The 25,420-nt window shown below is 51.2% G+C and carries 23 protein-coding genes; 18 read left to right on the top strand and 5 right to left on the bottom strand.

Going from position 1 to position 25,420, the window contains the following annotated elements; genetic code table 11:
* The first annotated feature begins 71 nt into the window (after positions 1-71).
* Together rstB and tus are read left to right on the top strand one after the other, a co-directional pair.
* Positions 72-1,373: a two-component system sensor histidine kinase RstB gene (gene rstB / locus OGX90_RS11455; protein ID WP_103285163.1), complete on the top strand. Its 1,302-nt coding sequence runs from the start codon at positions 72-74 to the stop codon at positions 1,371-1,373.
* Between the two features lie 73 nt (positions 1,374-1,446).
* Positions 1,447-2,376: a DNA replication terminus site-binding protein gene (gene tus, locus OGX90_RS11450; RefSeq protein WP_234095842.1), complete on the top strand. Its 930-nt coding sequence runs from the start codon at positions 1,447-1,449 to the stop codon at positions 2,374-2,376.
* Here the strand turns inward: tus and fumC are convergent.
* Both fumC and fumB read right to left on the bottom strand, forming a co-directional pair.
* On the bottom strand, positions 2,373-3,776 hold the full coding sequence (gene fumC / locus OGX90_RS11445) for a class II fumarate hydratase (RefSeq protein ID WP_286623850.1): 1,404 nt from the start codon (positions 3,774-3,776) through the stop codon (positions 2,373-2,375). The two genes, tus and fumC, sit on opposite strands and share 4 nt — an antisense overlap.
* Positions 3,777-3,917: 141 nt before the next feature.
* The gene (fumB, locus tag OGX90_RS11440; RefSeq protein WP_008784695.1) at positions 3,918-5,564 is read right to left on the bottom strand and encodes a class I fumarate hydratase; all 1,647 of its coding nucleotides are present in this window, start codon (positions 5,562-5,564) and stop codon (positions 3,918-3,920) included.
* Positions 5,565-5,826: 262 nt separating this feature from the next.
* Here fumB and manA point away from each other — a divergent pair, with 262 nt between their 5' ends.
* Together manA and OGX90_RS11430 are read left to right on the top strand one after the other, a co-directional pair.
* A complete protein-coding gene (gene manA / locus OGX90_RS11435; RefSeq protein WP_103285159.1) occupies positions 5,827-7,002 on the top strand; it encodes a mannose-6-phosphate isomerase in 1,176 nt (391 codons plus the stop codon).
* Positions 7,003-7,108: 106 nt separating this feature from the next.
* Entirely contained in the window at positions 7,109-8,617 is a 1,509-nt protein-coding gene (locus OGX90_RS11430) for a YdgA family protein (protein WP_079934113.1), read from the top strand.
* Between the two features lie 47 nt (positions 8,618-8,664).
* On the opposite strand, the gene OGX90_RS11425 is transcribed toward OGX90_RS11430, so the two are convergent.
* Positions 8,665-9,693 carry a Mal regulon transcriptional regulator MalI gene (locus OGX90_RS11425; RefSeq protein ID WP_048226587.1) on the bottom strand — a complete coding sequence of 343 codons (1,029 nt, stop codon included), beginning with the start codon at positions 9,691-9,693 and terminating at the stop codon, positions 8,665-8,667.
* A gap of 169 nt (positions 9,694-9,862) precedes the next feature.
* Here OGX90_RS11425 and malX point away from each other — a divergent pair, with 169 nt between their 5' ends.
* The 3 genes from malX (at position 9,863) to OGX90_RS11410 (ending at position 14,186) form a co-directional block, all read left to right on the top strand.
* Complete coding sequence (gene malX / locus OGX90_RS11420) at positions 9,863-11,455, top strand: maltose/glucose-specific PTS transporter subunit IIBC (protein ID WP_032943348.1); 1,593 nt, start codon at positions 9,863-9,865, stop codon at positions 11,453-11,455.
* Positions 11,456-11,465: 10 nt separating this feature from the next.
* Complete coding sequence (locus tag OGX90_RS11415) at positions 11,466-12,638, top strand: MalY/PatB family protein (protein ID WP_286623847.1); 1,173 nt, start codon at positions 11,466-11,468, stop codon at positions 12,636-12,638.
* Positions 12,639-12,836: 198 nt separating this feature from the next.
* Positions 12,837-14,186 carry a sensor domain-containing diguanylate cyclase gene (locus OGX90_RS11410; protein ID WP_286623843.1) on the top strand — a complete coding sequence of 450 codons (1,350 nt, stop codon included), beginning with the start codon at positions 12,837-12,839 and terminating at the stop codon, positions 14,184-14,186.
* A gap of 44 nt (positions 14,187-14,230) precedes the next feature.
* On the opposite strand, the gene OGX90_RS11405 is transcribed toward OGX90_RS11410, so the two are convergent.
* Complete coding sequence (locus OGX90_RS11405) at positions 14,231-14,647, bottom strand: hypothetical protein (RefSeq protein WP_048235434.1); 417 nt, start codon at positions 14,645-14,647, stop codon at positions 14,231-14,233.
* Positions 14,648-15,090: 443 nt separating this feature from the next.
* On the opposite strand from OGX90_RS11405, the gene add reads away from it, so the two are divergent.
* On the top strand, positions 15,091-16,092 hold the full coding sequence (gene add, locus OGX90_RS11400) for an adenosine deaminase (RefSeq protein WP_008784687.1): 1,002 nt from the start codon (positions 15,091-15,093) through the stop codon (positions 16,090-16,092).
* 104 nt (positions 16,093-16,196) lie between these two features.
* Here the strand turns inward: add and OGX90_RS11395 are convergent, their stop codons facing one another.
* Positions 16,197-17,237 carry an oxidoreductase gene (locus OGX90_RS11395; RefSeq protein WP_060682249.1) on the bottom strand — a complete coding sequence of 347 codons (1,041 nt, stop codon included), beginning with the start codon at positions 17,235-17,237 and terminating at the stop codon, positions 16,197-16,199.
* A gap of 241 nt (positions 17,238-17,478) precedes the next feature.
* Between OGX90_RS11395 and blr the strand changes: the two genes are divergently transcribed.
* From blr to nth, 10 genes are all read left to right on the top strand, one after another.
* The gene (blr, locus tag OGX90_RS11390; protein WP_003029134.1) at positions 17,479-17,604 is read left to right on the top strand and encodes a division septum protein Blr; all 126 of its coding nucleotides are present in this window, start codon (positions 17,479-17,481) and stop codon (positions 17,602-17,604) included.
* Between the two features lie 291 nt (positions 17,605-17,895).
* Positions 17,896-18,111, top strand: coding sequence for a transcription modulator YdgT (ydgT, locus tag OGX90_RS11385; protein ID WP_008784684.1), 216 nt, complete (start codon positions 17,896-17,898; stop codon positions 18,109-18,111).
* Positions 18,112-18,202: 91 nt separating this feature from the next.
* Positions 18,203-18,643 (top strand): DUF2569 domain-containing protein, encoded by a 441-nt coding sequence (locus OGX90_RS11380; protein WP_020996422.1) that lies wholly within the window; start codon positions 18,203-18,205, stop codon positions 18,641-18,643.
* 75 nt (positions 18,644-18,718) lie between these two features.
* Positions 18,719-19,300 carry an electron transport complex subunit RsxA gene (rsxA, locus tag OGX90_RS11375; RefSeq protein WP_003029144.1) on the top strand — a complete coding sequence of 194 codons (582 nt, stop codon included), beginning with the start codon at positions 18,719-18,721 and terminating at the stop codon, positions 19,298-19,300.
* Positions 19,300-19,878 carry an electron transport complex subunit RsxB gene (rsxB, locus tag OGX90_RS11370; RefSeq protein WP_252429896.1) on the top strand — a complete coding sequence of 193 codons (579 nt, stop codon included), beginning with the start codon at positions 19,300-19,302 and terminating at the stop codon, positions 19,876-19,878. The genes rsxA and rsxB overlap by 1 nt, the downstream gene beginning before the upstream one ends.
* On the top strand, positions 19,871-21,988 hold the full coding sequence (rsxC, locus tag OGX90_RS11365) for an electron transport complex subunit RsxC (protein ID WP_286573773.1): 2,118 nt from the start codon (positions 19,871-19,873) through the stop codon (positions 21,986-21,988). Before rsxB ends, rsxC begins: the two co-directional genes overlap by 8 nt.
* A complete protein-coding gene (rsxD, locus tag OGX90_RS11360) occupies positions 21,989-23,041 on the top strand; it encodes an electron transport complex subunit RsxD (protein WP_234692943.1) in 1,053 nt (350 codons plus the stop codon).
* 9 nt (positions 23,042-23,050) lie between these two features.
* The gene (gene rsxG, locus OGX90_RS11355; protein WP_008784679.1) at positions 23,051-23,671 is read left to right on the top strand and encodes an electron transport complex subunit RsxG; all 621 of its coding nucleotides are present in this window, start codon (positions 23,051-23,053) and stop codon (positions 23,669-23,671) included.
* 2 nt (positions 23,672-23,673) lie between these two features.
* The gene (locus tag OGX90_RS11350; RefSeq protein WP_008784678.1) at positions 23,674-24,366 is read left to right on the top strand and encodes an electron transport complex subunit E; all 693 of its coding nucleotides are present in this window, start codon (positions 23,674-23,676) and stop codon (positions 24,364-24,366) included.
* Entirely contained in the window at positions 24,366-25,001 is a 636-nt protein-coding gene (nth, locus tag OGX90_RS11345) for an endonuclease III (protein ID WP_234692944.1), read from the top strand. Before OGX90_RS11350 ends, nth begins: the two co-directional genes overlap by 1 nt.
* Positions 25,002-25,420 lie beyond the last annotated feature (419 nt).

Genomic DNA, 25,420 nt, shown 5'->3' with positions numbered 1-25,420 from the left:
TACCGCTGTGCTCACTTTTCCCCTGTGGGACACGTGCACTCGCTAACTTATTGAGCGTTCGGTGATTTTTTATGAAGAAACTGTTTGTGCAGTTTTACCTCCTGCTGTTTGTCTGCTTTTTGGTGATGACCCTGTTGGTCGGTCTGGTATACAAATTCACCGCAGAACGCGCAGGCAGACAGTCGCTCGACGATTTGATGAAAAGCTCGTTGTACCTGATGCGCAGTGAACTACGCGAAATCCCGCCACGCGACTGGGGTAAGACGCTGAAGGAGATGGATTTAAACCTTTCATTTGACCTGCGCGTTGAACCGCTGAATAAGTACACACTGGATGCCCCAACCATGCAGCGTTTGCGCGAAGGCGATATTGTGGCACTTGACGATCAATACACCTTCATTCAACGCATTCCTCGCAGCCATTATGTGCTGGCCGTCGGTCCGGTTCCCTACCTCTATTTTCTCCATCAAATGCGCTTGCTGGACATCGCTCTGATGGCGTTTATTGCTATCTCACTGGCCTTCCCGGTACTGATCTGGATGCGCCCGCACTGGCAGGAAATGCTCAGACTCGAATCCGCCGCACAACGTTTTGGTGAAGGACATCTGAGTGAACGCCTTCATTTTGACAGCGGTTCCAGCTTTGAGCGCCTGGGCGTAGCGTTTAACCAAATGGCCGACAATATCAATGCGCTGATCGCCAGTAAAAAACAGCTCATCGATGGTATTGCCCATGAGCTTCGTACCCCGCTGGTACGTTTACGTTACCGGCTGGAAATGAGTGATAACCTCACCGAGCAGGAATCTCAGGCGCTGAATCGTGATATCGGCCAACTGGAAGCGTTGATCGAAGAGTTACTGACCTACGCCCGCCTGGATCGCCCGCAAAATGAACTGAAACTCAGCGTACCGGACCTGCCTGCTTGGTTGACAACCCATCTGGAGGATGTGCAAAGCGTAAATCCTGACCGTGCGGTGCAATTACGTCATCTCGAAACTGGCGACTACGGCGCGTTGGATATGCGCCTGATGGAGCGGGTCCTGGATAATTTGCTGAATAATGCCCTGCGCTATTGCCAGTCAACGGTGCAAGCCAGTCTGCTGCTGAACGGCAATCAAGCCACGCTGGTAGTGGAAGACGACGGTCCCGGTATTGCACCAGACGCTCGCGAACAGGTTTTTGAACCGTTTGTACGCCTTGACCCCAGCCGTGACCGGGCGACCGGGGGTTGTGGGCTTGGGTTAGCCATCGTCCACTCAATAGCGTTGGCTATGGGAGGGACGGTCGTCTGTGATGAAAGTGAACTTGGCGGCGCCCGGTTTACTTTCTGTTGGCCCGTCTGGCATAACATTCCTGAAATTTCGGCTGCCTGACCTATTCTGCTCGGTGGCCAGGCGGTAGATGTTGTGCTATAAAAAGGTATGTTGTAACTAAAATGGTAAATCTATGGCCCGTTACGATCTCGTTGACCGCCTGAACGGCACCTTTCGCCAGATGGAACAAGAACTGGCGCTTCTGAACGAAAACCTGTTGCAGCAGACGCTGCTTATTGCCCGCGTATTCTCGTTACCGGAAGTGGTCAAAGAGGCAGAGCATGCCCCTCTGCAGAGCATTGATGTTAAGCAGCATTTAGGCAAAGAGGCTGAAGCGCTGGCACTGCGCCATTACCGTCACCTGTTTATTCAGCAGCAGTCCGAAAACCGCAGTAGCAAAGCGGCCATCCGCCTACCGGGTGTATTGTGCTACCAGGTTGATAATGCGGGGCAATGTGCTCTGGAAGAACAAATCCAGCGTATAAACCAGTTGAAAACCACCTTCGAGCGCATTGTTACAGTAGAATCAGGGCTGGCGCCTGCAGCACGTTTCGAATGGGTGCATCGCCACCTGCCGGGGCTGATTACACTAAATGCCTATCGCACGCTCACCGTTGTCAGAGATCCTGCCACCCTGCGATTCGGCTGGGCTAACAAGCACATTATTAAAAACCTGAAACGTGATGAAGTACTGCAGCAACTGGAAAAAAGCCTGACCTCACCGCGCAGCGTACATCCCTGGACACGTGAAGAATGGCAGGCGAAGCTTGAACGCGAATATCAGGATATCGCCGACTTACCGCAGCAGGCCCGCCTGAAAATTAAAAGGCCGGTAAAAGTGCAGCCTATTGCCCGAGTCTGGTACAAAGGAGAGCAAAAACAGGTGCAATATGCCTGCCCGACGCCACTAATTGCACTGCTTAATGACGACAACGGTATGACCGTACCGGATATCGGCGAGTTACTGAATTACGATGCCGATAACGTTCAGCATCGCTTTAAACCTCAGGCGCAGCCGTTGAGATTGATTATTCCCCGGCTGCACCTGTACGTTGCGGATTAACTGCCTGGCCGCATGCTGCCAACCATCAGCTCCGGACGTACCCAGCTGTCGAACTCCGCTTCGGTTAGATATCCCAGCGCCAGAGCGGAGGCTTTTAGCGTCAGCCCTTCTTTATGCGCTTTTTTGGCAATTTCAGCCGCTTTATCGTAACCGATATGGGTGTTGAGCGCGGTCACCAGCATCAGCGACTCATTGAGCAGTTGATCTATTCGTTCACGGTTGGGCTCGATTCCCGTCGCGCAATGTTCATTGAAGCTTTCCATACCGTCCGCCAGCAGGCGTATCGACTGCAGGAAGTTGTGGATGACCATCGGTCGATAGACGTTGAGCTCAAAGTTACCTGACGCCCCGCCCATATTGATGGCGACATCGTTACCCATCACCTGGCAGCACAACATGGTCAGCGCTTCACACTGGGTAGGATTGACTTTACCCGGCATGATCGAGCTGCCCGGTTCGTTTTCCGGAATTGAAATTTCACCAATACCACAGCGCGGGCCAGATGCCAGCCAGCGTACATCGTTGGCGATTTTCATCAGCGACGCTGCCAGCCCTTTTAGCGCTCCGTGGGCATGAACCAGGGCATCGCAGGTGGCCAGCGCTTCAAATTTATTCGGAGCGGTAACGAACGGCGCGCAGGTAATGACCCGCAGTTCGTCCGCGACCCGGCGGGCGTATTCGGGATGAGTGTTCAGTCCGGTACCTACCGCGGTTCCCCCCAACGCCAGTTCTGCCACATGCGGTAAACTGTTTTCAATGTGGCTGAGGTTATGTTCAAGCATTGCTACCCAGCCGGAAATCTCCTGGCCAAGCGTAAGTGGAGTTGCATCTTGCAGATGTGTACGACCAATTTTAACGATATCGGCGAAAGCGTGGGACTTATCACTGAGCGTTTTGGTCAACACATTTAATTGTGGGATCAAAGATTTACGCAGCGCCAGCAGTGCGGCAACGTGCATTGCGGTCGGGAAGACATCGTTCGAGCTTTGGCTTTTATTGACATCATCGTTGGGGTGTACTTTTCGCTCCATCCCCCGCACGCCGCCCAGCAATTCGCTGGCCCGGTTTGCCAGCACCTCGTTCATGTTCATATTGCTTTGCGTGCCTGAGCCGGTTTGCCAGATGGCCAGCGGAAACTCATCGCGGTGTTTATCTGCCAACACCTCATCTGCAGCCTGCATAATAGCCCTGGCTTTATCCTCCGCCAGCAGCCCCAGATCCTGGTTAACCTTTGCCGCGGCGCGTTTCGTCAGCGCCAGCGCATGGATCAGCGAGACCGGCATTTTCTCCGTAGAGATACGAAAATGCTCCAGCGAACGTTGGGTTTGCGCGCCCCAAAGCTTATCGGCAGGAACATCAATCGCCCCCATTGAATCATTCTCGCGGCGTACCGTTACCATTACCTGCTCCTTACATTAACAGTTGATTAGGTTATGTTTCGACATTGCCCATTTGCATTGGTCTTATGAGTATTAACGAGGATAAAGCTGTCGTTTGGTGGTTCGTGCGGTAAAAAAAACCGCCCCGAAGGGCGGCTGACGTTACTTAACGCAGCGTGCGCACTGCGACGTCTGAATTTGCTTGAAGAAATCGTTGCCTTTGTCATCTACCAGGATAAATGCCGGGAAATCTTCTACTTCAATTTTCCAGATGGCTTCCATCCCGAGTTCCGGGTATTCCACGCACTCCAGGCTCTTAATACTGCCCTGAGCCAGTACCGCTGCGGGGCCGCCAATACTGCCCAAATAGAAGCCGCCATGTTTATGGCAAGCATCGGTCACCTGCTGGCTGCGATTGCCTTTCGCCAGCATAATCATGCTCCCACCAGCGGCCTGAAGCTGGTCAACATACGAGTCCATACGTCCGGCAGTGGTTGGCCCCAGCGAACCAGAGGCATAGCCTTCCGGCGTTTTTGCCGGACCTGCGTAATAGATCGGGTGATCTTTAACATACTGCGGCAAACTTTCGCCGTTATCCAGCCGTTCTTTCAGTTTCGCATGCGCAATATCACGACCAACAATGATTGTACCGTTAAGTGACAGACGCGTAGAAACCGGGTACTGCGACAGCTGGGCTAGGATCTCTTTCATCGGGCGATTGAGGTCAACGCGCACCGCTTCACCCTCTCCCGCCTGGCGCAGCTCTTCCGGTATAAATTTGCCAGGATTATGTTCCAGTTTTTCGATCCAGATACCTTCACGGTTGATCTTGGCTTTGATATTTCGATCGGCTGAGCAAGAAACGCCCATTCCAACCGGACACGACGCGCCGTGACGCGGCAGGCGGATCACGCGGATATCATGCGCGAAGTACTTCCCGCCAAACTGCGCGCCAAGCCCCAAATTCTGCGCCTCAATCAGCAGCTCTTTTTCCAGCTCTACATCGCGGAATGCCTGACCATGTTCGTTACCTTCTGTCGGCAATTCGTCGTAGTATTTTGCAGAAGCCAGTTTGACCGTTTTCAGCGTGGCTTCTGCCGATGTTCCACCGATTACGAACGCGATGTGATACGGCGGACAGGCCGCAGTGCCCAACGTACGCATTTTCTCAACCAGGTAATCTTTTAATTTGCCCGGTGTTAGCAGCGCTTTGGTTTCCTGGTACAGATAGGTTTTATTCGCCGAACCACCACCTTTGGCAATACACAGGAATTTGTATTCATCTCCGTCGACGGTATACAAATCGATTTGTGCTGGCAGGTTGGTACCGGTGTTCACCTCTTTATACATATCCAGCGCGGCGTTTTGTGAATAGCGCAGGTTGTCTTCGATGTAGGTGTTATAGACGCCTCGTGCCAGCGCCTCCTCATCACCCCCACCGGTCCAGACACGCTGACCTTTTTTACCCACGATAATCGCAGTTCCGGTGTCCTGACAGGTCGGCAAAATGCCTTTTGCCGCGATGTCAGAGTTACGCAGGAATTGCAGGGCCACATATTTGTCGTTTTCGCTGGCCTCCGGGTCGCGCAGAATATCAGCTACCTGCTGTTGATGTGCGGGACGCAGCATAAACGACGCATCATGAAAGGCCTGACGAGCCAGCAGGGTTAAGGCTTGCGGTGCAACTTTAACAATCTCCTGCCCTTCAAATTCGGCAACAGAGACATAGTCGCTGGTCAGCAGATAGTATTCGGTATCATCCTTTTTGAGGGGGAAAGGATGCTGATAATGAAAGGGTTTGTTTGACATTGTGCTCTCACTTACTGCTCGGTCTGGTTATTCTCTGGGCAGATGTTCCATTGCCCTGCTTCCCTGCCGCAGATCCGGTTGTAGAAGAAAGAGCTTTCTGCAACCGGAATTACTCAGGGTATTAAAAGCGAGTCACCATATCCTACACATTTTTTTAACAAAAACTGAGACAAGTACGACTTTTTACATGTGCAGGTTACTTCCCTCAGGGTTTCTTGGTTTAATAGCCGTAGAAAATTCAACATTGAAACAGGGCTTGATAATGCAAAAACTCATCAACTCAGTGCAGAACTACGCCTGGGGAAGTAAAACGGCGTTAACGGAACTCTATGGCATTGCCAACCCCACTCAGCAACCGATGGCTGAGTTGTGGATGGGCGCGCATCCGAAAAGCAGTTCGCAGGTTCTGGGCGCTGACGGTCAGACGGTTGCTCTGCGCGACGTTATCGAGCACGATAAATCCGCACTGCTAGGCGATGCCGTAGCGCAACGTTTTGGTGAACTGCCCTTCCTGTTTAAAGTGCTCTGTGCTGCTCAACCGCTTTCGATTCAGGTTCATCCTAACAAGCACAATTCTGAAATTGGATTTGCCAAAGAAAACGCTGCGGGGATCCCGATGGATGCCGCCGAGCGCAACTACAAAGATCCTAACCACAAACCAGAACTGGTATTTGCTTTGACGCCTTTCCTGGCGATGAACGCATTCCGCGAGTTCTCTGACATTGTTGCATTGTTACAACCCGTTTCCGCCGCACATCCGGCTATTGCACATTTCCTGGAAGAGCCGAGTGCGGAACGTCTGAGCTATCTTTTCGCCAGCTTGCTGAATATGCAGGATGAGGAGAAATCCCATGCGTTGGCGATCCTGAAATCAGCGCTGAACAGCCAGCAGGGTGAACCCTGGCAAACCATCCGTCTGATCGCTGACGTCTACCCGAACGACAGTGGGCTTTTCTCCCCGCTGCTGCTCAATGTGGTGAAACTCAATCCAGGCGAGGCTATGTTCTTATTTGCCGAAACCCCGCACGCTTACCTGCAAGGTGTGGCGCTTGAGGTGATGGCTAACTCGGACAACGTGCTGCGTGCCGGACTGACGCCAAAATATATTGATATCCCGGAACTGGTCGCCAACGTGAAGTTTGTCGCCAAGCCAGCAAACCAGTTACTGACCACGCCGGTTGAATCTGATGGTGAACTGGACTTCCCAATCCCGGTTGATGATTTTGCGTTCTCCCTGCATGAGCTTACTACCAGTGGCGCAGATATCAGCCAGCAAAGTGCGGCTATTTTGTTCTGCATCGAGGGTGAAGCCGTGCTGAGCAAAGGCGAGCAACGTCTGGTTCTGCGACCGGGTGAATCGGCCTTTATTGGCGCGAATGAATCGCCGGTTAACATCAGTGGCGCAGGTCGTTTAGCCCGGGTTTATAACAAGCTATAGCAAGATACTGATATTTTTAACAACTCTTGCTAAGCTGTAGTGTGTTAAAGACATGTCACTCCTCCAGGCGTCTTCAAACGCCTGGTTTTATTTTATGGATATCGAAATGAAAAAATCGCTGGTAGCTGCGGGTGTGGTGGTTGCGCTGGGTATCGTCTGGACGGGCGGCGCCTGGTACACAGGTAAGAAACTTGAAACGCATCTCGCCGAGATGGTGACACAGGCAAACGATCAGTTAAAACGTTTCTCCCCTGAGGCGGGCATTGAACTGAGTTATCAAAACTACCAGCGCGGGGTGTTCAATAGCCAACTGCAATTGGTGGTGAAACCAATCGCCGGGCAGGCAGATTCCTGGCTAAAACCGGGGCAAAGTATCGTCCTGAATGAAACCGTCGATCACGGTCCATTCCCGCTGGCTCAGTTGAAATCACTGAATCTGGTCCCGGCTATGGCCTCCGTGAAAACGACTCTGGTCAATAACGACGTTACCAAACCACTGTTTGATATTGCCAAAGGTGAGTCGCCATTTGTCATTAATTCCCGAATCGGCTACAGCGGCGATACCCGTTCCGATCTCTCCCTCAAACCACTGAACTATGAGAAAGGCGACGAAAAAGTAGCCTTCAGCGGCGGGGAATTCCAGTTTACAGCAGACAAAGAAGGTAACGCTGTCTCGCTGACAGGCAATGCGCAAAGCGGCGTGGTCAATGCGGTCAACGAGTATGACCAGAAAGTACAAATGACTTTCAATAACCTGAAAACTGAGGGTTCCAGCAGTATTGCCAGCTTTGGTGAGCGCATAGGCGACCAGAAATTGTCACTCGATAAACTGTCGATTTCCGTCGAAGGTAAAGAGTTGGCGGTTCTGGAAGGCATGGGTATTGATGGTAAATCCGATCTGATCAACGACGGTAAAACTGTCAACAGCCAGTTGGATTACACGCTGAACAGTCTGAAATTGCAGGGTCAGGATATGGGTAGCGGTAAACTGACGCTGAAAGTTGGCCAGATTGACGGTGAAGCATTACACCAGTTCAGTCAGCAGTATAGCGCCCAAACCAAGGCGCTGATGGCGCAGATTGATGTGGTACAAAATCCTGAGCTTTATCAGCAAAAAGTCACTGAAGCCTTCTTCAATGCGCTGCCGATTCTGATGAAAGGCGAGCCGGCTATCACCATAGCCCCGCTGAGCTGGAAAAATGCAAAAGGTGAAACTGCATTTAATCTGTCACTGCTGCTAAAAGATCCGACAGCAAATACTGAGGAACCACAAACGCTGGCTCAGGAAGTGGATCGTTCGGTCAAATCACTGGATGCTAAGCTGACGATTCCGGTTGATATGGCGACTGAGTTCATGACGCAGATTGCCAAAATTGAAGGCTATCAGCAGGAACAAGCGGCCGATCTGGCGAAACAACAGGTGAATGGCCTGGCGGCAATGGGTCAGATGTTCCGTATTACAACGATGCAGGACAACGTCATCGGCTCCAGCCTGCAATACGCAAACGGCCAGGTTACCTTAAACGGACAAAAAATGTCGCTGGATGAGTTTGTTGGCATGTTCGGTATGCCTTCTCTCGGCGAACCGGATGCCCCGGCTATTCCGCAACAGTAAATACGCGTGACAACAGGCCCGATAACCGTGTGTTTATCGGGCCTTTTTTATTTTGCCACCACCAGACGGGCGGAAAGCGTTAAGTTACGCGAATGACCATCATCGTGCCCAATGCGCTGTAGCATGCGCTCAGCAAGGGTATATCCCATTTCACGCGCGGGCGTACAGGCCCAAATAATGGGGATATCGTCCAGTGCATTTTCCGCTACATCGGCAAATCCGGCTAACGAGATCTGCTGTTCGAAGTAGCGGTCTACGCCAATTTCACCACTCTGACGCCCTGCTCTCATCAGGCCAAACCAAGCGCCAACGGCTATGGTTTCGTTGTAGCACACCACTGCGCTGATCGTTGGGTTACGACGTAACAGCGCGGTCACCTCCTCTGCGGCCTGCTTTTGGCTGGATGAGCACTCCAGCACCCAGTCGCTATGAAACGGTAAACCATACTTTAGCAACGTCGTACAATAGCCGCCGACACGCTCTGCGCGGGTCAATGAAGAACTCTGCCCCCCCAACCACGCGATGCGCTGATGCCCATGGCGTATCAGATGTTCAACCAGCAATTGCGCTGCCTGCATGTTGTCAGGCCTGACGGTGTCGACGTCATCCAGGTAGCTGGCCCGAGACGCAAACACTACCGGAATCCCCTTATCGGCGGCCAGTTGTTGTAGGTCGTCGCTACTGCCGGCAGCCCCGGCGATCACCACACCATCAACCCCTTGATTAAGCAGCATAGCGAAACGCTGCGCCAGCTGTTCGCCATCTCTGCCACCATGTAATAAAAAGACCATGCGCCCCTGCGCTTCTAAAGCTTCCGTCAGACCCGCCGTCAACTCGGCGTAAAACGGGGTGGAAAGGTCGCGCACGATCAAACCAATTACCCCGCTCTGCCCGCCACGCAGCGCTGATGCCTGGCGATTACGCACAAACCCCAGTTGCTCAATAGCGGCATTCACCCGTTCGCCGGTCGCGGATGAAATACGGCCTTTTCCACTGAGCACCAATGAGACGGTACTAACCGAAACGCCCGCGGCCAGCGCAACATCATGGATGGTTATTTTTTTGGCTATAGCCATAAAAACGGAAAACTCCCTGATAACGTGACGGATAAAACGTTTTATCAATCACATATATTTATACGCCCTATTATCGTTCGATAATGTGATTTATACCGCACTAAAATTAGGTAAAACGTTTTATCTTCTCGCCATCATTAGTCAGCTAGCTTTTACGAGGAGTCGTTTGATGACGACGAGAACCACACCAAAAATTACGTTATGGGAATTTTTCCAGCAGTTGGGCAAAACCTTTATGCTGCCCGTGGCTCTGCTCTCATTCTGCGGGATCATGTTAGGGATCGGCAGCTCGTTAAGTAGTCATGATGTCTTAACGCTGATTCCGGCATTGGGTAATCCGGTACTGCAGGCTATTTTTACCTGGATGAGCAAAGTAGGCTCATTTGCGTTTAGCTTCTTACCGGTAATGTTCTGTATTGCCATACCTCTCGGCCTGGCCCGCGAGAACAAAGGCGTAGCGGCATTTGCCGGTTTTGTTGGTTATGCGGTGATGAACCTTGCCGTCAACTTCTGGTTAACCGCGAAAGGTATCTTGCCTACCACGGATGCCACGATCCTGAAGGCTAACAACGTACAGAATATCCTGGGGATCCAGTCGATCGACACCGGGATCCTCGGCGCTGTTATTGCCGGGATCATCGTCTGGATGCTGCATGAACGTTTCCACAACATTCGCCTGCCGGATGCACTGGCCTTCTTCGGCGGTACCCGCTTTGTACCAATTATCTCTTCGGTGGTGATGGGACTGGTCGGCCTGGTCATTCCCCTGGTTTGGCCGGTTTTCGCCATGGGCATTAACGGGCTAGGCCACATCATCAACAGCGCGGGCGAATTTGGTCCAATGCTGTTTGGTACTGGTGAACGTCTACTGCTGCCGTTTGGTCTGCATCATATTCTGGTGGCACTCATTCGCTTCACCGAAGCTGGCGGCACGCAGGAAGTCTGCGGTCACAGCGTGAGCGGCGCACTGACTATTTTCCAGGCTCAACTGAGCTGCCCGACAACACAAGGTTTCTCTGAAAGCGCAACCCGCTTCCTGTCGCAGGGTAAAATGCCGGCGTTCCTCGGTGGTTTGCCGGGGGCAGCGCTCGCTATGTACCACTGTGCTCGCCCTGAAAATCGTCATAAAATTAAAGGGTTGTTAATTTCTGGTCTCATTGCCTGCGTGATCGGCGGTACAACCGAACCACTCGAGTTCTTATTCCTGTTCGTTGCCCCTGTTTTGTATGTAATCCACGCCCTGCTGACCGGTCTTGGTTTCACCGTGATGGCGGTGTTAGGCGTCACCATCGGTAACACGGACGGTAACCTGATTGACTTTGTGGTATTCGGCATCCTGCACGGACTCTCTACCAAGTGGTATTTGGTCCCTGTCGTGGCTGCGATCTGGTTCGCGGTGTACTACGTGATCTTCCGTTTCGCCATCACACGCTTCAATCTGAAGACCCCGGGTCGGGACGTCGAAATTGCCAGCAATATCGATAAAGTCATGGCGGGAGCACCGGGTAAATCCGGTTACAACGTCCCTGCCATTCTGGCGGCGCTGGGCGGTGCGGAAAACATTGTCAGCCTTGATAACTGCATTACCCGTCTGCGCTTGTCAGTAAAGGATATGTCGCTTGTGAACGTACAGGCACTGAAGGACAATCGCGCCATTGGCGTAGTGCAACTCAATCAGCATAATCTTCAGGTTGTTATTGGTCCGCAGGTCCAGTCAGTGAAAGATGAAATCGCAGTTCTTATGAACACCGTACAGGCTTAAGGACAACAATATGTTTGATTTTTCAAAGGTTGTGGACAGGCATGGTACCTGGTGTACTCAGTGGGATTACGTTGCCGACCGTTTTGGTTCAGCCGACCTTCTGCCGTTCACCATCTCCGATATGGATTTTGCCACCGCCCCCTGCATTCTGGAGGCGCTGACTCAGCGCCTGTCACATGGCGTGTTGGGTTACAGTCGCTGGAAAAATGATGAATTTCTGGCGGCGATTAGCCACTGGTTTCTATCGCGTCATAATACCCAAATCGATCCTGAGTCGCTGGTTTATGGCCCCTCGGTCATCTATATGGTATCGGAGCTGATCCGCCAGTGGTCTTCTGCGGGTGATGCGGTGGTTATTCATACGCCGGCTTACGACGCGTTTTACAAAGCGATTGAAGGTAATCAGCGCCAGGTATGCGCTATCGGACTTGAAAAACGCGCTGACGGCTGGTTTTGCGACATGGTTGCACTAGAGAAAGCCCTGTCCCGGCCTGAAAGCAAAATTCTCCTGCTTTGCAGCCCGCACAACCCAACCGGTAAGGTGTGGACGCGCGATGAACTGGAAACCATGGCGGAGCTGTGTCAGCGCCACGGTGTAAAAGTCATCTCTGATGAGATCCATATGGATATGGTATGGGCAGACCAGCCGCACATCCCGTGGAGTAACGTCGCGCGCGACAGTTGGGCGCTGTTCACCTCCGGTTCAAAGAGCTTCAATATTCCGGCATTAACCGGGGCTTACGGGATTATTGAGGATGAGCAGAGTCGCAACGATTACCTCAGTGCGTTAAAGGGTCGGGATGGTCTTTCCTCGCCTGCAGTGCTCGCGCTTAGCGCACATATCGCAGCCTACCAACAGGGCGCTAGCTGGCTTGATGCGCTGCGGGAATATCTTGCCAGTAACCTGGATTACATCGCGCACGAGCTGAATAACGCATTCCCCGAACTGAACTGGCAGGTTCCGCAATCCACCTATCTGGCATGGATTGACTTGCGTCCACTCAACCTTGATGACCACGCACTGCAGGATGCACTCATCCATCAGCAGAAAGTCGCCATCATGCCCGGATACACATACGGAGAAGAAGGACGCGGTTTTGTGCGCCTCAATGCCGGATGTCCACGTTCCAAACTTGAAAAAGGCGTTCAGGGGTTGATTAACGCCATCCGCACAATACGTTAAATAGTCTTGCGCAATGAAGAACTCATTGCGCAACTCCTTATATAAAAAAACAAATCTGTTTTTTATCGTTTTTTTTAATACTAATTCCTCCCTGACTTTTCCTGCCAGTCAAAATCAACAGCAATAAAAATCAAAAAGACAAGATACAAAGCTGAGAAGATAGCCGAAATATAGCGCTGTTTTATATACATAAAAATCATGAATACAACACAAATAAACATTCACAAAAAGAATTTAACTTTTTTTTTACTCCTGTCCCTAACAACATCCATTTTTCTTTGGTATATCCCTTTTAGTAATCAGCGTTATAGCCTCTCTTTTTACCCGGTTATTGCAACCTTTGCTGGTGTATTGCACATTCAGACGGGGTGCTTTATGACGATGAATTACATGAGTTATCGGCGCAAAAAATATCTTTTACCCCTGGCCTGCGCGTTTTATTTCTCGGGGGTTTTCTTATTTCTTGCGCTCTATATTTATTTTTATAAAAACGGCCTTCCTGGTGTCATCTACAATGACATTGCTGTTTTATACTTTATGAGGAACATGTTAATTACAGGGTTGTTTTTTGCAACATACTATTTATATACGTTTAAAAATAAAAAAGAAAAGCACGGTAAAACAGTTATTTACGCCACTTATTTATGGTGCATGTTGCATCTGGTAATGGCTATCCTCTACTCCATCCGTATTACGCCAATATCGTTTCAGTTGGTTGACACAGAAACGTTTGAATGGCTTAGACCCTGGCGTGGTAGCTTTATTTATGTCCTCATTATCTTGTGGACCTGTATCGTTTTATTAGGGGCAAAATTAACCCGGCTAAAAACACAGTTTTGGGTAAGTATGTCACTGGTTGCCCTGAGCAATCTGTTAAGTGTCATCATTATGCTGAAGTACACGCATATAGACTCCGCTGGATGGTATCTCGCCAGAGGCCTGGAGTGCCTTAGCGCAATGGCCGTGATGATCGTGCTCATGTCTGATATTTTCAAGCGCTACAAAGCCTCACGTCAGGCCTATGAATTATCCTATGAAAATTCAGTCCGCGACCCGATGACCCGACTTTTCAACCGTGGCTATTTTTATAACGCACTCAGCAATGAGATTAAAATGACAGCGCCCCATAAACCCCTGAGCATTGTCTTTTGCGACATTGATTTCTTTAAGTCGGTCAATGACACCTGGGGACATTTGCAGGGTGACAGAGTGATAATCAAACTGTCAGAAAGTATGCAGCGACTGAGTCGGCGTAACGACATCGTGGCACGCATTGGCGGAGAAGAGTTTGCTATTCTGCTACCTGAAACTAACGCTGATGCAGCATTTAACATCGCAGAGCGAATCAGAAAACACGTAGAACAACAAACTCAGGCCACGACTAAAGGTGATTTTCCACGCATCATCACCATCAGCCTGGGTATCGTAACCTCGGTTGATAACCGTTCAGCCCCCGAACAACTTGCAGATTGCGCAGACCGCGCCCTGTATATGGCAAAAAACCGAGGCCGTAATTGCGTTGTGGCCTATTCTGGCGAAGAAGTTTAATAGCAAAGGAAAAGATCACCACCAGGGCGATCTTTTCCTCATGATCAGTTGGTAATTTTCATGTGCAGCTGGAATGCGTTGGTTTTCCCCTCATCCTTCGCCGCGCCTTTTTGATATATTCTGATGGTATACTTACCGCTGGCAGGCAGCGTATTTTTATAAGTGTCACCACTCATCATGCCATCAAAAATGAATTGTTCGCCCGGTGCAATAATACTCATGAAAGGATGAGGCCAGGCGCTTTTCAGAACTGCTTGCATGGTCTGCCCTTTTTTGGCGACAAACGTATAATCTTTTGTTTTATCACCCGTAATTGTCCCCTTGATATCTGCGCCACTGGTGCCTTTCTTAAACTGGATTACATGCGTTTCATCCGCTTTATACGCCGCATGCGCAGGCACAGTTGCCAGCAGCAAACTTCCACAGAACATTGTACTGACAATTAGCTTTACACTTTTCACTTTATTAATACCCTCAGTCGTTATTGTGTTTTTATAACATACTTCGCAGCACATTCATAAACTGGAAAGTGTCCATTTTTCGCCATTAGCAATGTTACTCAATAAATATCTGAATAAAATAACACTGACAGGTAGTAATTAAATAAAAACGAGGTAAATAATCTTAAAAAATGAAATCCTCTTATTACACACATGCTGCAGGAAATGCGTTATTGCTTATTTTACGCCCGTCTTACCACCGCAAGCAAAAGCATCGTGATACGGTCTCAAGGATCAGGGAGTCGGAACACCACTCTGTTGGTACGCTAACAGCATGGTCAACAATTTGGCGATGCTTGCTTCCCCATAACCCCGAACTCTGCACTGCTTTTTTTAAAGTTTTTAGAGGGACATTTTTCTGTTGTATAATGGCCTGCACTTTACCTAAATACACGAGTGCGACCATGATTGATACTTCCCTCCCCCTGACCGACGTCCATCGCCACCTTGATGGTAACATCCGTGCACAAACGATCCTGGATCTGGGCCGTCAGTTCAACTTAACGCTTCCGGCACAAACGTTGGAAACGCTGATCCCTCATGTGCAAGTCACATCAACTGAGCCAGATTTAGTGAGTTTTTTATCCAAGCTCGACTGGGGCGTGAAGGTACTGGCCTCGCTGGATGCGTGTCGTCGCGTGGCATTTGAAAATATTGAGGATGCAGCACGTAACGGCCTGCACTATGTTGAACTGCGTTTTTCCCCAGGCTACATGGCGATGGCGCATCAGCTCCCGGTTGCAGGTGTGGTTGAAGCCGTCATCGCAGGCGTACGCGAGGGCTGCAAGACCTTTGGCGTCGAAGCTCGCTTAATTGGCATTATGAGCCGTACTTTCGGCGAAGCCGCCTGTCTGCAGGAACTGGATGCGCTGTTAGCCCACCGAGACCATATTACGGCACTGGATCTGGCCGGTGACGAACTGGGGTTCCCGGGCAGCCTGTTCCTGTCTCACTTCAACCAGGCACGCGACGCCGGCTGGCATATCACCGTACATGCGGGCGAAGCCGCGGGACCAGAAAGCATCTGGCAGGCCATTAAAGAGCTAGGCGCTGAGCGTATTGGTCACGGCGTTAAAGCCGTTGAAGATCGTGCGTTGATGGATTACCTCGCCGAGCACCGTATCGGCATCGAATCCTGCCTGACATCAAACATTCAGACCAGCACCGTTGCCTCACTAGCGAACCATCCGCTGAAAACGTTCCTTGAGCATGGCGTTATCGCCAGTTTGAATACGGACGACCCGGCTGTTCAGGGTGTGGATATTATTCACGAGTACACCATTGCCGCACCAGCTGCAGGCCTAACGCCCGAACAGATCCGCCAGGCGCAAATCAACGGTCTGGAAATGGCATTCCTGAGTAACGAGGAAAAACGAGCCTTGCGCGAGAAAGTCGCCGCAGCGTAACAGGTAAAGTGCCGCATAGCGCTAACGCTTATCCGGCCTACGTTGGTTTTCATTGTAGGCCGGATACAATGCCAGGAAGGTATCGCCTTGCGCCATTTACCTAATCAGGCAAGGCACAGCGTCGAACGATGTTTCGCAGATTCTATACCCAGCTCAATCAGCTCCATAATTTGGATAGCCTGTCTCGCCGGTACCGGGTTTTCACCGTTGCCGTTTAGCGCATCCCGAATGCCAGCATAGTACGCCGGATAGTTGCCCGGTACGGTCAGCCAGGTTTCTTCAACCTGCTCTTCGCCTTCGACTCGCGTCAATACGCCATCGCGCATATCATAACCCCAGTCTTCCTGTGGAAGTCGCTCGCCATTTTTCAGGCGCTCTTCCTGCGGGTCAAGACCATACTTCACATAGCTGCCACGCGATCCATGCACAATATAACGGGCCGATTCTGCGGCAGCGAGCATGGTGCCATGCAGGATCACACGACGCTGCGGATACGTCAGGATGGCATGGAAGTAATCCGTCGCCTGCGCGCCCGGACGCAGCTGGGCCAGGTCTACCGTCAGGCTGACGGGCAAACCAAACAGATTAATCGCCTGATCCAAAAGATGCGGTGCTAAATCGTACCAGATACCGCTTCCCGGACCGCCCTGTTCACGCCAACGGTCACGAACCTGTGGGCGGAAACGATCGAAATGGGATTCGAAATACGCCACCTCACCTAAAACACCATCCGCCAGCAGAGCTTTCAGCGTCAGAAAATCACTGTCCCAGCGACGGTTATGGAACACAGACAGCACGCGCCCGAGGCTGCGCGCCAGCGCATCCAACTCACGCGCTTGTGACAGTGTCACGGTAAAGGGCTTATCAACAACCACATGTTTGCCCGCTTCCAACGCTGCTTTCGCTAACGGGAAGTGCGTGTCGTTTGGCGTGGGGATCACAATCAAGTCGATATTTGGATCGTTAAAAAGATGCTTAGGCTCAGCAACAACCGTTACCGTAGGCCAGTCTGCCTTCACTTTTGCTTCATCACTACTGGACACTGCAGCCAGTTCCAGACCCGGCGTGCCCACAATCAGTGGGGCATGGAAGGTTTTGCTGGCATAACCATAGCCAATTAGCCCAACGCGGATGTTGTCACTCATGTTATTGCCTCTCAATTCAGGACTGACCTATTTCACACCATACCTTGCAACGTCTCAATAGTTTAATAACCTTTGCGCTACAAAGGTTGTTTTTTAACTTAAGTCAAACATATGCCACTTATGCTTAACTTGCAGCGAAAAAGAGGTAGAAATCGTTCCCAATCATCTTGCTGTATTAATGAGAGATTAGTAACATTTGCAGTCTGTGTTTATGGATAAATCAAAGCAAATGTCATCAGTAATGAATCGTCTTATTGAATTAACAGGTTGGATTGTTCTCGCCGTCTCCGTGATCCTGCTGGGTGTTGCCAATCATATTGACAATTACCAGCCACCAGAGCCCGTTGCAGCAGTGCAGAAGAAATAAGCATCCGCAGCCTTTTATTGCCCGGCAATTAACATTGGTAGTTGCAGGGTCTGCCGGCAAAAGATCGCTTTCTGTCAAAAAAAGCGAATTATGCCGCGTCCCGCTCCGCTGCATATTGCCAGCGATCGCTAAGCGCGTTACCCTTGCTCAAGACGCGCATAGCGCCTGATTTTTCACAGGTATGAACACTCTTCTTACATTTGCACGTAAATGCGCTTTGACCTGTGCTCGTTGTTTATTTTTATATTTTCTACTCCGTTGGTATTATTTTATTAATATGGATCTGCATTTATGACCGTTCAGGATTACTTATTAAAATTCCGCAAAATCAGTTCGCTCGAAAGTCTGGAAAAACTGTTCGACCATCTTAACTACACGCTCACCGATGATAACGACATTATCAATATGTACCGTGCCGCAGACCATCGCCGTGCGGAGCTTATCTCCGGAGGTCGTCTGTTTGATGTTGGTCAGGTACCTAAATCAGTCTGGCATTACGTGCAATAAAGAAGAAAGTAGCGCTCAACGTTAAAAGCTTTATAATAATTGCCCCAAAATGAATGGCATGATTGATTGCGCGCGTAAACCTGGAGAAGAGATGACTACGACACCGGCACAACGTATCGGAGGCTGGCTACTTGGGCCACTGGCCTGGCTGTTAGTCGCGTTGTTGAGCGCTTCGCTGGCGTTATTACTTTATGTCACTGCGCTGGCTACACCGCAAACCTTCAAAACGCTGGGTGAGCAAAGTACGGCAAATTTGCTGTTATGGGGCGTCTCCTTTATTACCGCGATCGCCATGTGGTATTACACACTGTGGCTGACGATTGCGTTTTTCAAACGCAGAGCCTGTGTACCTAAGCATTACATTCTGTGGCTGCTGATCTCCGTGTTGCTGGCGATTAAAGCGTTTGCGTTTTCACCCGTCCCAGACGCTTTTGCCGTGCGCCAACTGCTGTTCCCATTACTGGCTGCAGCACTGTTGGTGCCCTACTTCAAACGATCGCAGCGCGTTAAATCGACGTTTGTGAACCCGTAATAACCCTACAGTTAACCTGTTGTCGCCTGTTGAAGATTGTCAGATAATAGGCGGCTTTTTATTTCAGGCCGAAAAATGACTGATTACCTGCTGCTGTTTGTCGGAACTGTACTGGTCAATAACTTTGTACTGGTGAAGTTTCTGGGCCTTTGCCCGTTTATGGGCGTTTCCAAAAAACTGGAAACCGCAATGGGTATGGGCCTTGCCACGACGTTTGTCATGACACTGGCATCCATCTGCGCTTGGCTGATTGATACCTGGATCCTAATTCCGCTCAATCTCATCTATCTGCGCACGCTGGCTTTTATTCTGGTTATCGCCGTCGTCGTGCAGTTTACCGAAATGGTTGTGCGCAAAACCAGCCCTGCGCTGTACCGCCTGCTGGGGATCTTTCTACCGCTGATCACCACTAACTGCGCAGTGTTAGGTGTGGCGCTACTGAACATCAACCTCGGCCATAACTTTTTACAGTCGGCGCTATACGGTTTTTCCGCCGCCGTCGGCTTCTCGCTGGTGATGGTACTGTTCGCCGCGATCCGCGAACGCCTCGCCGTGGCGGACGTCCCAGCGCCGTTTCGCGGCAATGCAATTGCGCTGATTACCGCTGGTTTAATGTCATTGGCCTTTATGGGCTTTAGTGGTTTGGTGAAGTTGTAATGAATGCTATCTGGATTGCCGTTGCCGCAGTGAGTCTACTGGGTCTGGCGTTCGGCGCTATTTTGGGGTACGCCTCACGACGTTTTGCCGTTGAAGATGATCCGGTCGTGGAGAAAATTGATGAAATTCTCCCGCAAAGCCAGTGTGGCCAGTGCGGCTATCCGGGCTGTCGTCCTTATGCTGAAGCGATCGGGTCTCAGGGTGAAAAAATTAACCGTTGCGCCCCCGGCGGCGAAGCGGTGATGTTAAAAATTGCCGCCCTGCTGAATGTCGAACCGCAGCCTATTGATGGCGATGAACAAGACGTTACGCCGGTGCGAATGCTGGCGGTCATTGATGAAAATAACTGTATTGGGTGCACTAAGTGTATTCAGGCCTGCCCGGTCGATGCCATCGTGGGCGCGACCCGCGCCATGCACACGGTAATGAGCGATCTCTGCACCGGGTGCAACCTGTGCGTTGACCCGTGCCCGACGCAATGTATTGAATTACGCCCGGTAGCCGAGACACCCGATAGCTGGAAATGGGATTTAAACACCATCCCTGTGCGCATCATTCCCGTGGAACAACATGTTTAAGTTATTCTCTGCATTCAGAAAAAATAAAATCTGGGACTTTGATGGCGGCATTCATCCACCAGAAATGAAAACCCAGTCAAACGGAACGCCGTTGCGACAGGTTCCGCTGGCGCCGCGTTTCGTTATTCCGCTGAAACAACATATTGGTGCGGAGGGTGAACTGTGCGTAAACGTGGGTGACACCGTGCTGCGTGGTCAGCCCTTAACCCGCGGACGTGGCAGAATGCTTCCAGTCCATGCGCCAACATCAGGCACCGTTGTTGCCATTGCCCCGCACTCCACCGCGCATCCTTCGGCACTGGCTGAGTTGAGCGTCATCATAGACGCCGATGGCGAAGATCGCTGGATTGAGCGAGACGGCTGGACCGATTATCGCTCCCACAGCCGGGAAGAGCTGATTGCGCGTATTCATCAGTACGGAGTTGCCGGGCTGGGTGGCGCAGGTTTTCCCACCGGCGTTAAACTGCAGGGCGGCGGAGATAAAATTGAAACGCTGATCATTAACGCCGCCGAATGCGAGCCGTACATTACGGCAGATGACCGCCTGATGCAGGACTGTGCCGCTCAGGTCGTCGAAGGTATCCGCATCCTGGCGCACATTCTTCAGCCACGCGAGATCCTCCTTGGTATCGAAGATAACAAACCGCAGGCAATATCTATGCTGCGCGCGGTGCTGGCTGATTCACACGACATTAGCCTACGCGTGATCCCCACCAAGTACCCGTCCGGCGGGGCCAAGCAGTTAACACAAATCCTGACCGGCAAGCAGGTTCCCCACGGTGGACGCTCCTCTGATATCGGCGTATTGATGCAAAACGTCGGAACCGCCTATGCAATTAAACGTGCAGTAATCGACGGAGAGCCGATCACCGAACGTGTCGTGACGCTAACCGGAGAAGCAGTCAGTCGTCCGGGCAACGTCTGGGCGCGTTTAGGTACGCCGGTTCGTCATCTGCTCAACGACGCGGGTTTCTGCCCTTCCGCCGACCAGATGGTGATTATGGGCGGGCCGCTGATGGGCTTTACGCTGCCGTGGCTGGATGTCCCAGTGGTGAAGATAACCAACTGTCTTCTGGCCCCCTCTGCCAGTGAAATGGGTGAAACGCCAGAAGAGAAAGGCTGCATTCGCTGTAGCGCATGCGCCGATGCCTGTCCGGCCGATCTCCTGCCACAACAGCTTTACTGGTTCAGTAAAGGGCAACAGCACGACAAAGCGACGGCCCACAATATCGCCGACTGTATTGAATGCGGTGCCTGCGCCTGGGTATGCCCAAGCAATATTCCACTGGTACAGTATTTCCGTCAGGAAAAAGCCGAGATTTACGCCATTAGTCAGGAAGAAAAGCGCGCCGCAGAAGCAAAAGCTCGGTTTGAAGCCCGACAGGCGCGCCTTGAACGTGAAAAAGCAGCACGTCTTGAACGCCATAAGAGCGCCGCTGCTCAGCCGGCGGCCAAAGATCATGATGCCATTGCCGCCGCGCTGGCTCGCGTAAAAGAAAAGCAGGCTCAGGCACTGCAACCGGTGGTCATTCAGGCAGGTGAAAAACCTGACAATAGCGCCGTGATTGCCGCACGCGAGGCGCGTAAGGCGCAAGCTCGTGCTTCCCGTAAGGAAAATCCGCCGCAAAGTGAAGGCAGCAGCACGGGTACAGACCCGCGTAAAGCTGCCGTGGAAGCGGCAATTGCCCGCGCCAAAGCCCGCAAGCTTGAGCAAGAAGCGGTAACAGAAACGGCCGAGCCGGTTGACCCACGTAAAGCCACCGTCGAAGCAGCAATCGCTCGCGCCAAAGCCCGCAAACTTGAACAAGCAGCGGTAACAGAAACAGTCGAACCGGTTGATCCGCGTAAAGCTGCCGTGGAAGCGGCAATCGCCCGCGCCAAAGCTCGCAAGCTCGAGCAGCAGGCGGTAACAGAAACAACCGAACCGGTTGATCCGCGTAAAGCTGCCGTGGAAGCGGCAATCGCCCGCGCCAAAGCCCGCAAGCTTGAACAAGAAGCGGTAACAGAAACAGCCGAGCCGGTTGATCCACGTAAAGCCGCCGTCGCGGCCGCCATCGCACGCGCTCAGGCAAAGAAAGCCGCACAGCAGCAGGTTGTAAACGAGGAATAAATGGTATTCAGAATAGCAAGCTCCCCTTATACCCATAACCAGCGCCAGACATCGCGTATCATGATGCTGGTGTTAATTGCTGCATTGCCGGGGATCGCCGCTCAGCTGTGGTTCTTCGGCTGGGGCACGTTGTTCCAGATCGTTCTCGCTGCCATCAGCGCTATTGCTGCCGAAGCGGGTGTGCTTAAACTGCGTAAACAACCCATTGTGGCAATTTTAAAAGACAACTCTGCGTTACTCACTGGGTTGCTTTTGGCCGTCAGTATTCCGCCCCTCGCGCCATGGTGGATGGTGGTATTAGGCACGGTATTTGCGGTTATCATTGCGAAACAGCTGTATGGCGGGCTCGGGCAGAACCCGTTTAACCCTGCCATGATTGGCTATGTCGTGCTGCTCATCTCATTTCCGGTACAGATGACCAGTTGGCTGCCGCCGCATGAAATTGCAGCCACGGTGCCTGGTTTCTTTGACGCCCTGAACGTTATCTTTAACGGGCATACCGCCAGCGGAGGGGATATGAATTCGCTGCGTATGGGTATCGATGGTATCAGTCAGGCAACACCTCTTGATACTTTTAAGACATCCCTGCATGCCGGACGTACCGTTGAGCAGGTGATGCAATACCCGATCTACAGCGGCATGCTGGCAGGCGCTGGCTGGCAGTGGGTGAACCTTGCCTGGCTGGTTGGTGGCATCGTGTTGTTATGGCAAAAAGCGATTCGCTGGCATATCCCGGTTAGCTTCCTGCTGTCGCTCGCCGTTTGCGCCACTTTAGGTTGGATTTTTTCGCCAGACTCACTGGCATCGCCTCAGTTGCATTTGCTTTCCGGCGCGACGATGTTAGGTGCGTTCTTTATTCTTACCGATCCCGTTACAGCATCAACAACCAACCGTGGTCGTCTGATTTTTGGCGCGCTTGCGGGCCTGTTAGTGTGGTTGATACGCAGTTTTGGTGGTTATCCTGATGGCGTGGCTTTTGCCGTGTTGCTGGCCAATATCACGGTTCCCCTGATTGATTATTACACCCGCCCTCGCGTGTACGGACATCGCTAAGGACTAGATATGCTGAAAACGATTCGTAAACACGGTATTACACTGGCGCTGTTTGCTGCGGGCTCAACGGGGTTAACCGCAGCAATCAATCAATTAACCAAGTCAACCATTGATGAACAGGCCGCGATACAGCAAAAAACGCTGTTCGATCAGGTTCTGCCTGGCAATCGCTACAATAATAACTTGTCTGAAAGTTGTTATCTGGTCAATGCGCCGGCGTTAGGCAAAGGTACGCACCGTGTATATATTGCCCGCCAGGACGATCGTCCTGTTGCTGCGATTCTTGAAGCTACGGCGCCAGATGGTTATTCCGGGGCGATTCAACTGCTGGTGGGTGTCGATTTCACGGGTACCGTGTTGGGTACGCGTGTTACCGAACACCATGAAACGCCTGGGCTGGGCGATAAAATCGAACTGCGACTGTCCGACTGGATCACCCATTTTAGCGGTAAAACAATTTCTGCGGATAACACCTCTCACTGGGCAGTGAAAAAAGATGGCGGCGACTTTGACCAGTTTACTGGCGCAACCATTACACCACGTGCGGTGGTTAACGCGGTTAAACGTGCCGGCCTGTATGCGCAGACGCTGCCTGCGCAACTCCCTCAACTTAGCGCCTGTGGAGAATAACCATGAGCGAAATTAAAGACGTGATTGTCCAGGGGTTATGGAAAAATAACTCCGCGCTTGTGCAACTACTCGGGATGTGTCCGCTGTTGGCCGTCACTTCTACCGCAACTAACGCGCTGGGTCTTGGACTTGCGACTACGCTCGTCCTGACGCTGACCAACCTGACGATTTCAGCCCTTCGCCGCTGGACACCGCCAGAAATTCGTATTCCGATTTATGTCATGATTATCGCCTCCGTGGTGAGTGCGGTACAGATGTTGATCAATGCCTACGCCTTCGGCCTGTATCAGTCTCTGGGCATCTTCATCCCGCTGATTGTAACCAACTGCATTGTTGTTGGCCGTGCAGAAGCCTTCGCCGCCAAAAAGGGCCCTGCGTTATCCGCACTTGATGGTTTCTCCATCGGCATGGGCGCAACAGGTGCCATGTTTGTTCTGGGCTCGCTGCGTGAAATAATTGGTAACGGTACACTGTTTGATGGTGCAGACGGTTTATTGGGTAGCTGGGCCAAAGTCTTGCGCGTTGAGATCTTCCATACTGATACACCGTTTCTGCTGGCCATGCTGCCACCGGGCGCGTTTATTGGCCTGGGTCTGATGCTGGCGGTGAAGTATCTGATTGATGAGAAAATGAAGAAACGTCGTGCCGAGGCGGCTGTCGTGGACAGTCCCGCGGGTGAAACAGGGAATGCGTAATGAACAAAGCAAAACGTCTGGAAATACTGACGCGCCTGCGGGATAACAACCCGCATCCGACAACCGAGCTTAATTTTACATCGCCGTTTGAACTGTTGATTTCGGTCTTGCTCTCCGCACAAGCGACCGATGTCAGCGTCAATAAAGCGACAGCTAAGCTATACCCCGTCGCCAATACGCCTGCTGAGATGCTGGAGCTCGGCGTTGAAGGTGTTAAGTCCTACATCAAGACAATCGGTTTGTTTAACAGCAAAGCGGAAAACGTAATTAAAACCTGCCGCATTCTGCTGGAACAACATAATGGTGAAGTGCCAGAAGACCGTGCGGCGTTAGAAGCTCTCCCCGGAGTTGGGCGAAAGACGGCTAATGTGGTGTTAAATACCGCCTTTGGCTGGCCCACTATCGCTGTAGATACCCACATTTTTCGTGTCTGTAATCGCACGCAATTCGCCCCGGGTAAAAACGTCGAGCAGGTTGAAGAGAAACTGCTGAAAGTCGTACCCAGTGAATTTAAAGTCGATTGCCATCACTGGTTAATTCTTCATGGTCGCTACACCTGCATCGCCAGAAAGCCGCGCTGCGGTTCCTGTATTATTGAAGATCTCTGCGAATTCAAAGAGAAAGTCGATATCTAATGCTGCCGGGGCATCCTCCTCGCCCCTTACATACATAACGATTAGTTATGCACTCCCCAGCGTTTATTTTCCCGACAATGATGCCATTCAATTGCTCATATCTAATGCAATATTCTTGTTAATTAACACCTGAGCAGGTTAATCGTTTTTTTAGCAAAAGAAATTTCTATCTATACGTGATCCAGATCATCCAGCTAACACAATGTTAATAAATTTTTATTTTTTAGTTAAGGTGACAATTAGATGACCTAACTGCACAGTTTCTAAACAAAACATTACACTGCCTATTTTTCAGATAATGGCCTATATCACTGGATTCAACCTTAAATAGCAGAACATATCGCCACATTGCGGTTGTGGTGGTGATTAAATAGTGTAAAAATCTGCCATTTTAGAAATGAAGAAATTTAACGCTAGAT

This window comes from Citrobacter sp. Cpo012 (assembly GCF_030333015.1).
Classification (GTDB): domain Bacteria; phylum Pseudomonadota; class Gammaproteobacteria; order Enterobacterales; family Enterobacteriaceae; genus Citrobacter; species Citrobacter portucalensis.
This window is presented reverse-complemented; position numbering and strand designations above follow the sequence as displayed.

Excerpts from the sequence above, each read along its gene's own strand:
- fumB (WP_008784695.1), bottom strand. The coding sequence starts at position 5,564 with ATGTCAAACAAACCCTTTCATTATCAGCATCCTTTCCCCCTCAAAAAG.
- nth (WP_234692944.1), top strand. The coding sequence starts at position 24,366 with ATGAACAAAGCAAAACGTCTGGAAATACTGACGCGCCTGCGGGATAAC.
- OGX90_RS11425 (WP_048226587.1), bottom strand. The coding sequence starts at position 9,693 with ATGGCTATAGCCAAAAAAATAACCATCCATGATGTTGCGCTGGCCGCG.
- malX (WP_032943348.1), top strand. The coding sequence starts at position 9,863 with ATGACGACGAGAACCACACCAAAAATTACGTTATGGGAATTTTTCCAG.
- rsxB (WP_252429896.1), top strand. The coding sequence starts at position 19,300 with ATGAATGCTATCTGGATTGCCGTTGCCGCAGTGAGTCTACTGGGTCTG.
- rsxG (WP_008784679.1), top strand. The coding sequence starts at position 23,051 with ATGCTGAAAACGATTCGTAAACACGGTATTACACTGGCGCTGTTTGCT.
- OGX90_RS11350 (WP_008784678.1), top strand. The coding sequence starts at position 23,674 with ATGAGCGAAATTAAAGACGTGATTGTCCAGGGGTTATGGAAAAATAAC.
- rsxA (WP_003029144.1), top strand. The coding sequence starts at position 18,719 with ATGACTGATTACCTGCTGCTGTTTGTCGGAACTGTACTGGTCAATAAC.
- OGX90_RS11395 (WP_060682249.1), bottom strand. The coding sequence starts at position 17,237 with ATGAGTGACAACATCCGCGTTGGGCTAATTGGCTATGGTTATGCCAGC.
- tus (WP_234095842.1), top strand. The coding sequence starts at position 1,447 with ATGGCCCGTTACGATCTCGTTGACCGCCTGAACGGCACCTTTCGCCAG.
- OGX90_RS11415 (WP_286623847.1), top strand. The coding sequence starts at position 11,466 with ATGTTTGATTTTTCAAAGGTTGTGGACAGGCATGGTACCTGGTGTACT.
- fumC (WP_286623850.1), bottom strand. The coding sequence starts at position 3,776 with ATGGTAACGGTACGCCGCGAGAATGATTCAATGGGGGCGATTGATGTT.
- rsxD (WP_234692943.1), top strand. The coding sequence starts at position 21,989 with ATGGTATTCAGAATAGCAAGCTCCCCTTATACCCATAACCAGCGCCAG.
- rstB (WP_103285163.1), top strand. The coding sequence starts at position 72 with ATGAAGAAACTGTTTGTGCAGTTTTACCTCCTGCTGTTTGTCTGCTTT.
- add (WP_008784687.1), top strand. The coding sequence starts at position 15,091 with ATGATTGATACTTCCCTCCCCCTGACCGACGTCCATCGCCACCTTGAT.
- OGX90_RS11380 (WP_020996422.1), top strand. The coding sequence starts at position 18,203 with ATGACTACGACACCGGCACAACGTATCGGAGGCTGGCTACTTGGGCCA.
- OGX90_RS11410 (WP_286623843.1), top strand. The coding sequence starts at position 12,837 with ATGAATACAACACAAATAAACATTCACAAAAAGAATTTAACTTTTTTT.
- manA (WP_103285159.1), top strand. The coding sequence starts at position 5,827 with ATGCAAAAACTCATCAACTCAGTGCAGAACTACGCCTGGGGAAGTAAA.
- ydgT (WP_008784684.1), top strand. The coding sequence starts at position 17,896 with ATGACCGTTCAGGATTACTTATTAAAATTCCGCAAAATCAGTTCGCTC.
- blr (WP_003029134.1), top strand. The coding sequence starts at position 17,479 with ATGAATCGTCTTATTGAATTAACAGGTTGGATTGTTCTCGCCGTCTCC.
- rsxC (WP_286573773.1), top strand. The coding sequence starts at position 19,871 with ATGTTTAAGTTATTCTCTGCATTCAGAAAAAATAAAATCTGGGACTTT.
- OGX90_RS11430 (WP_079934113.1), top strand. The coding sequence starts at position 7,109 with ATGAAAAAATCGCTGGTAGCTGCGGGTGTGGTGGTTGCGCTGGGTATC.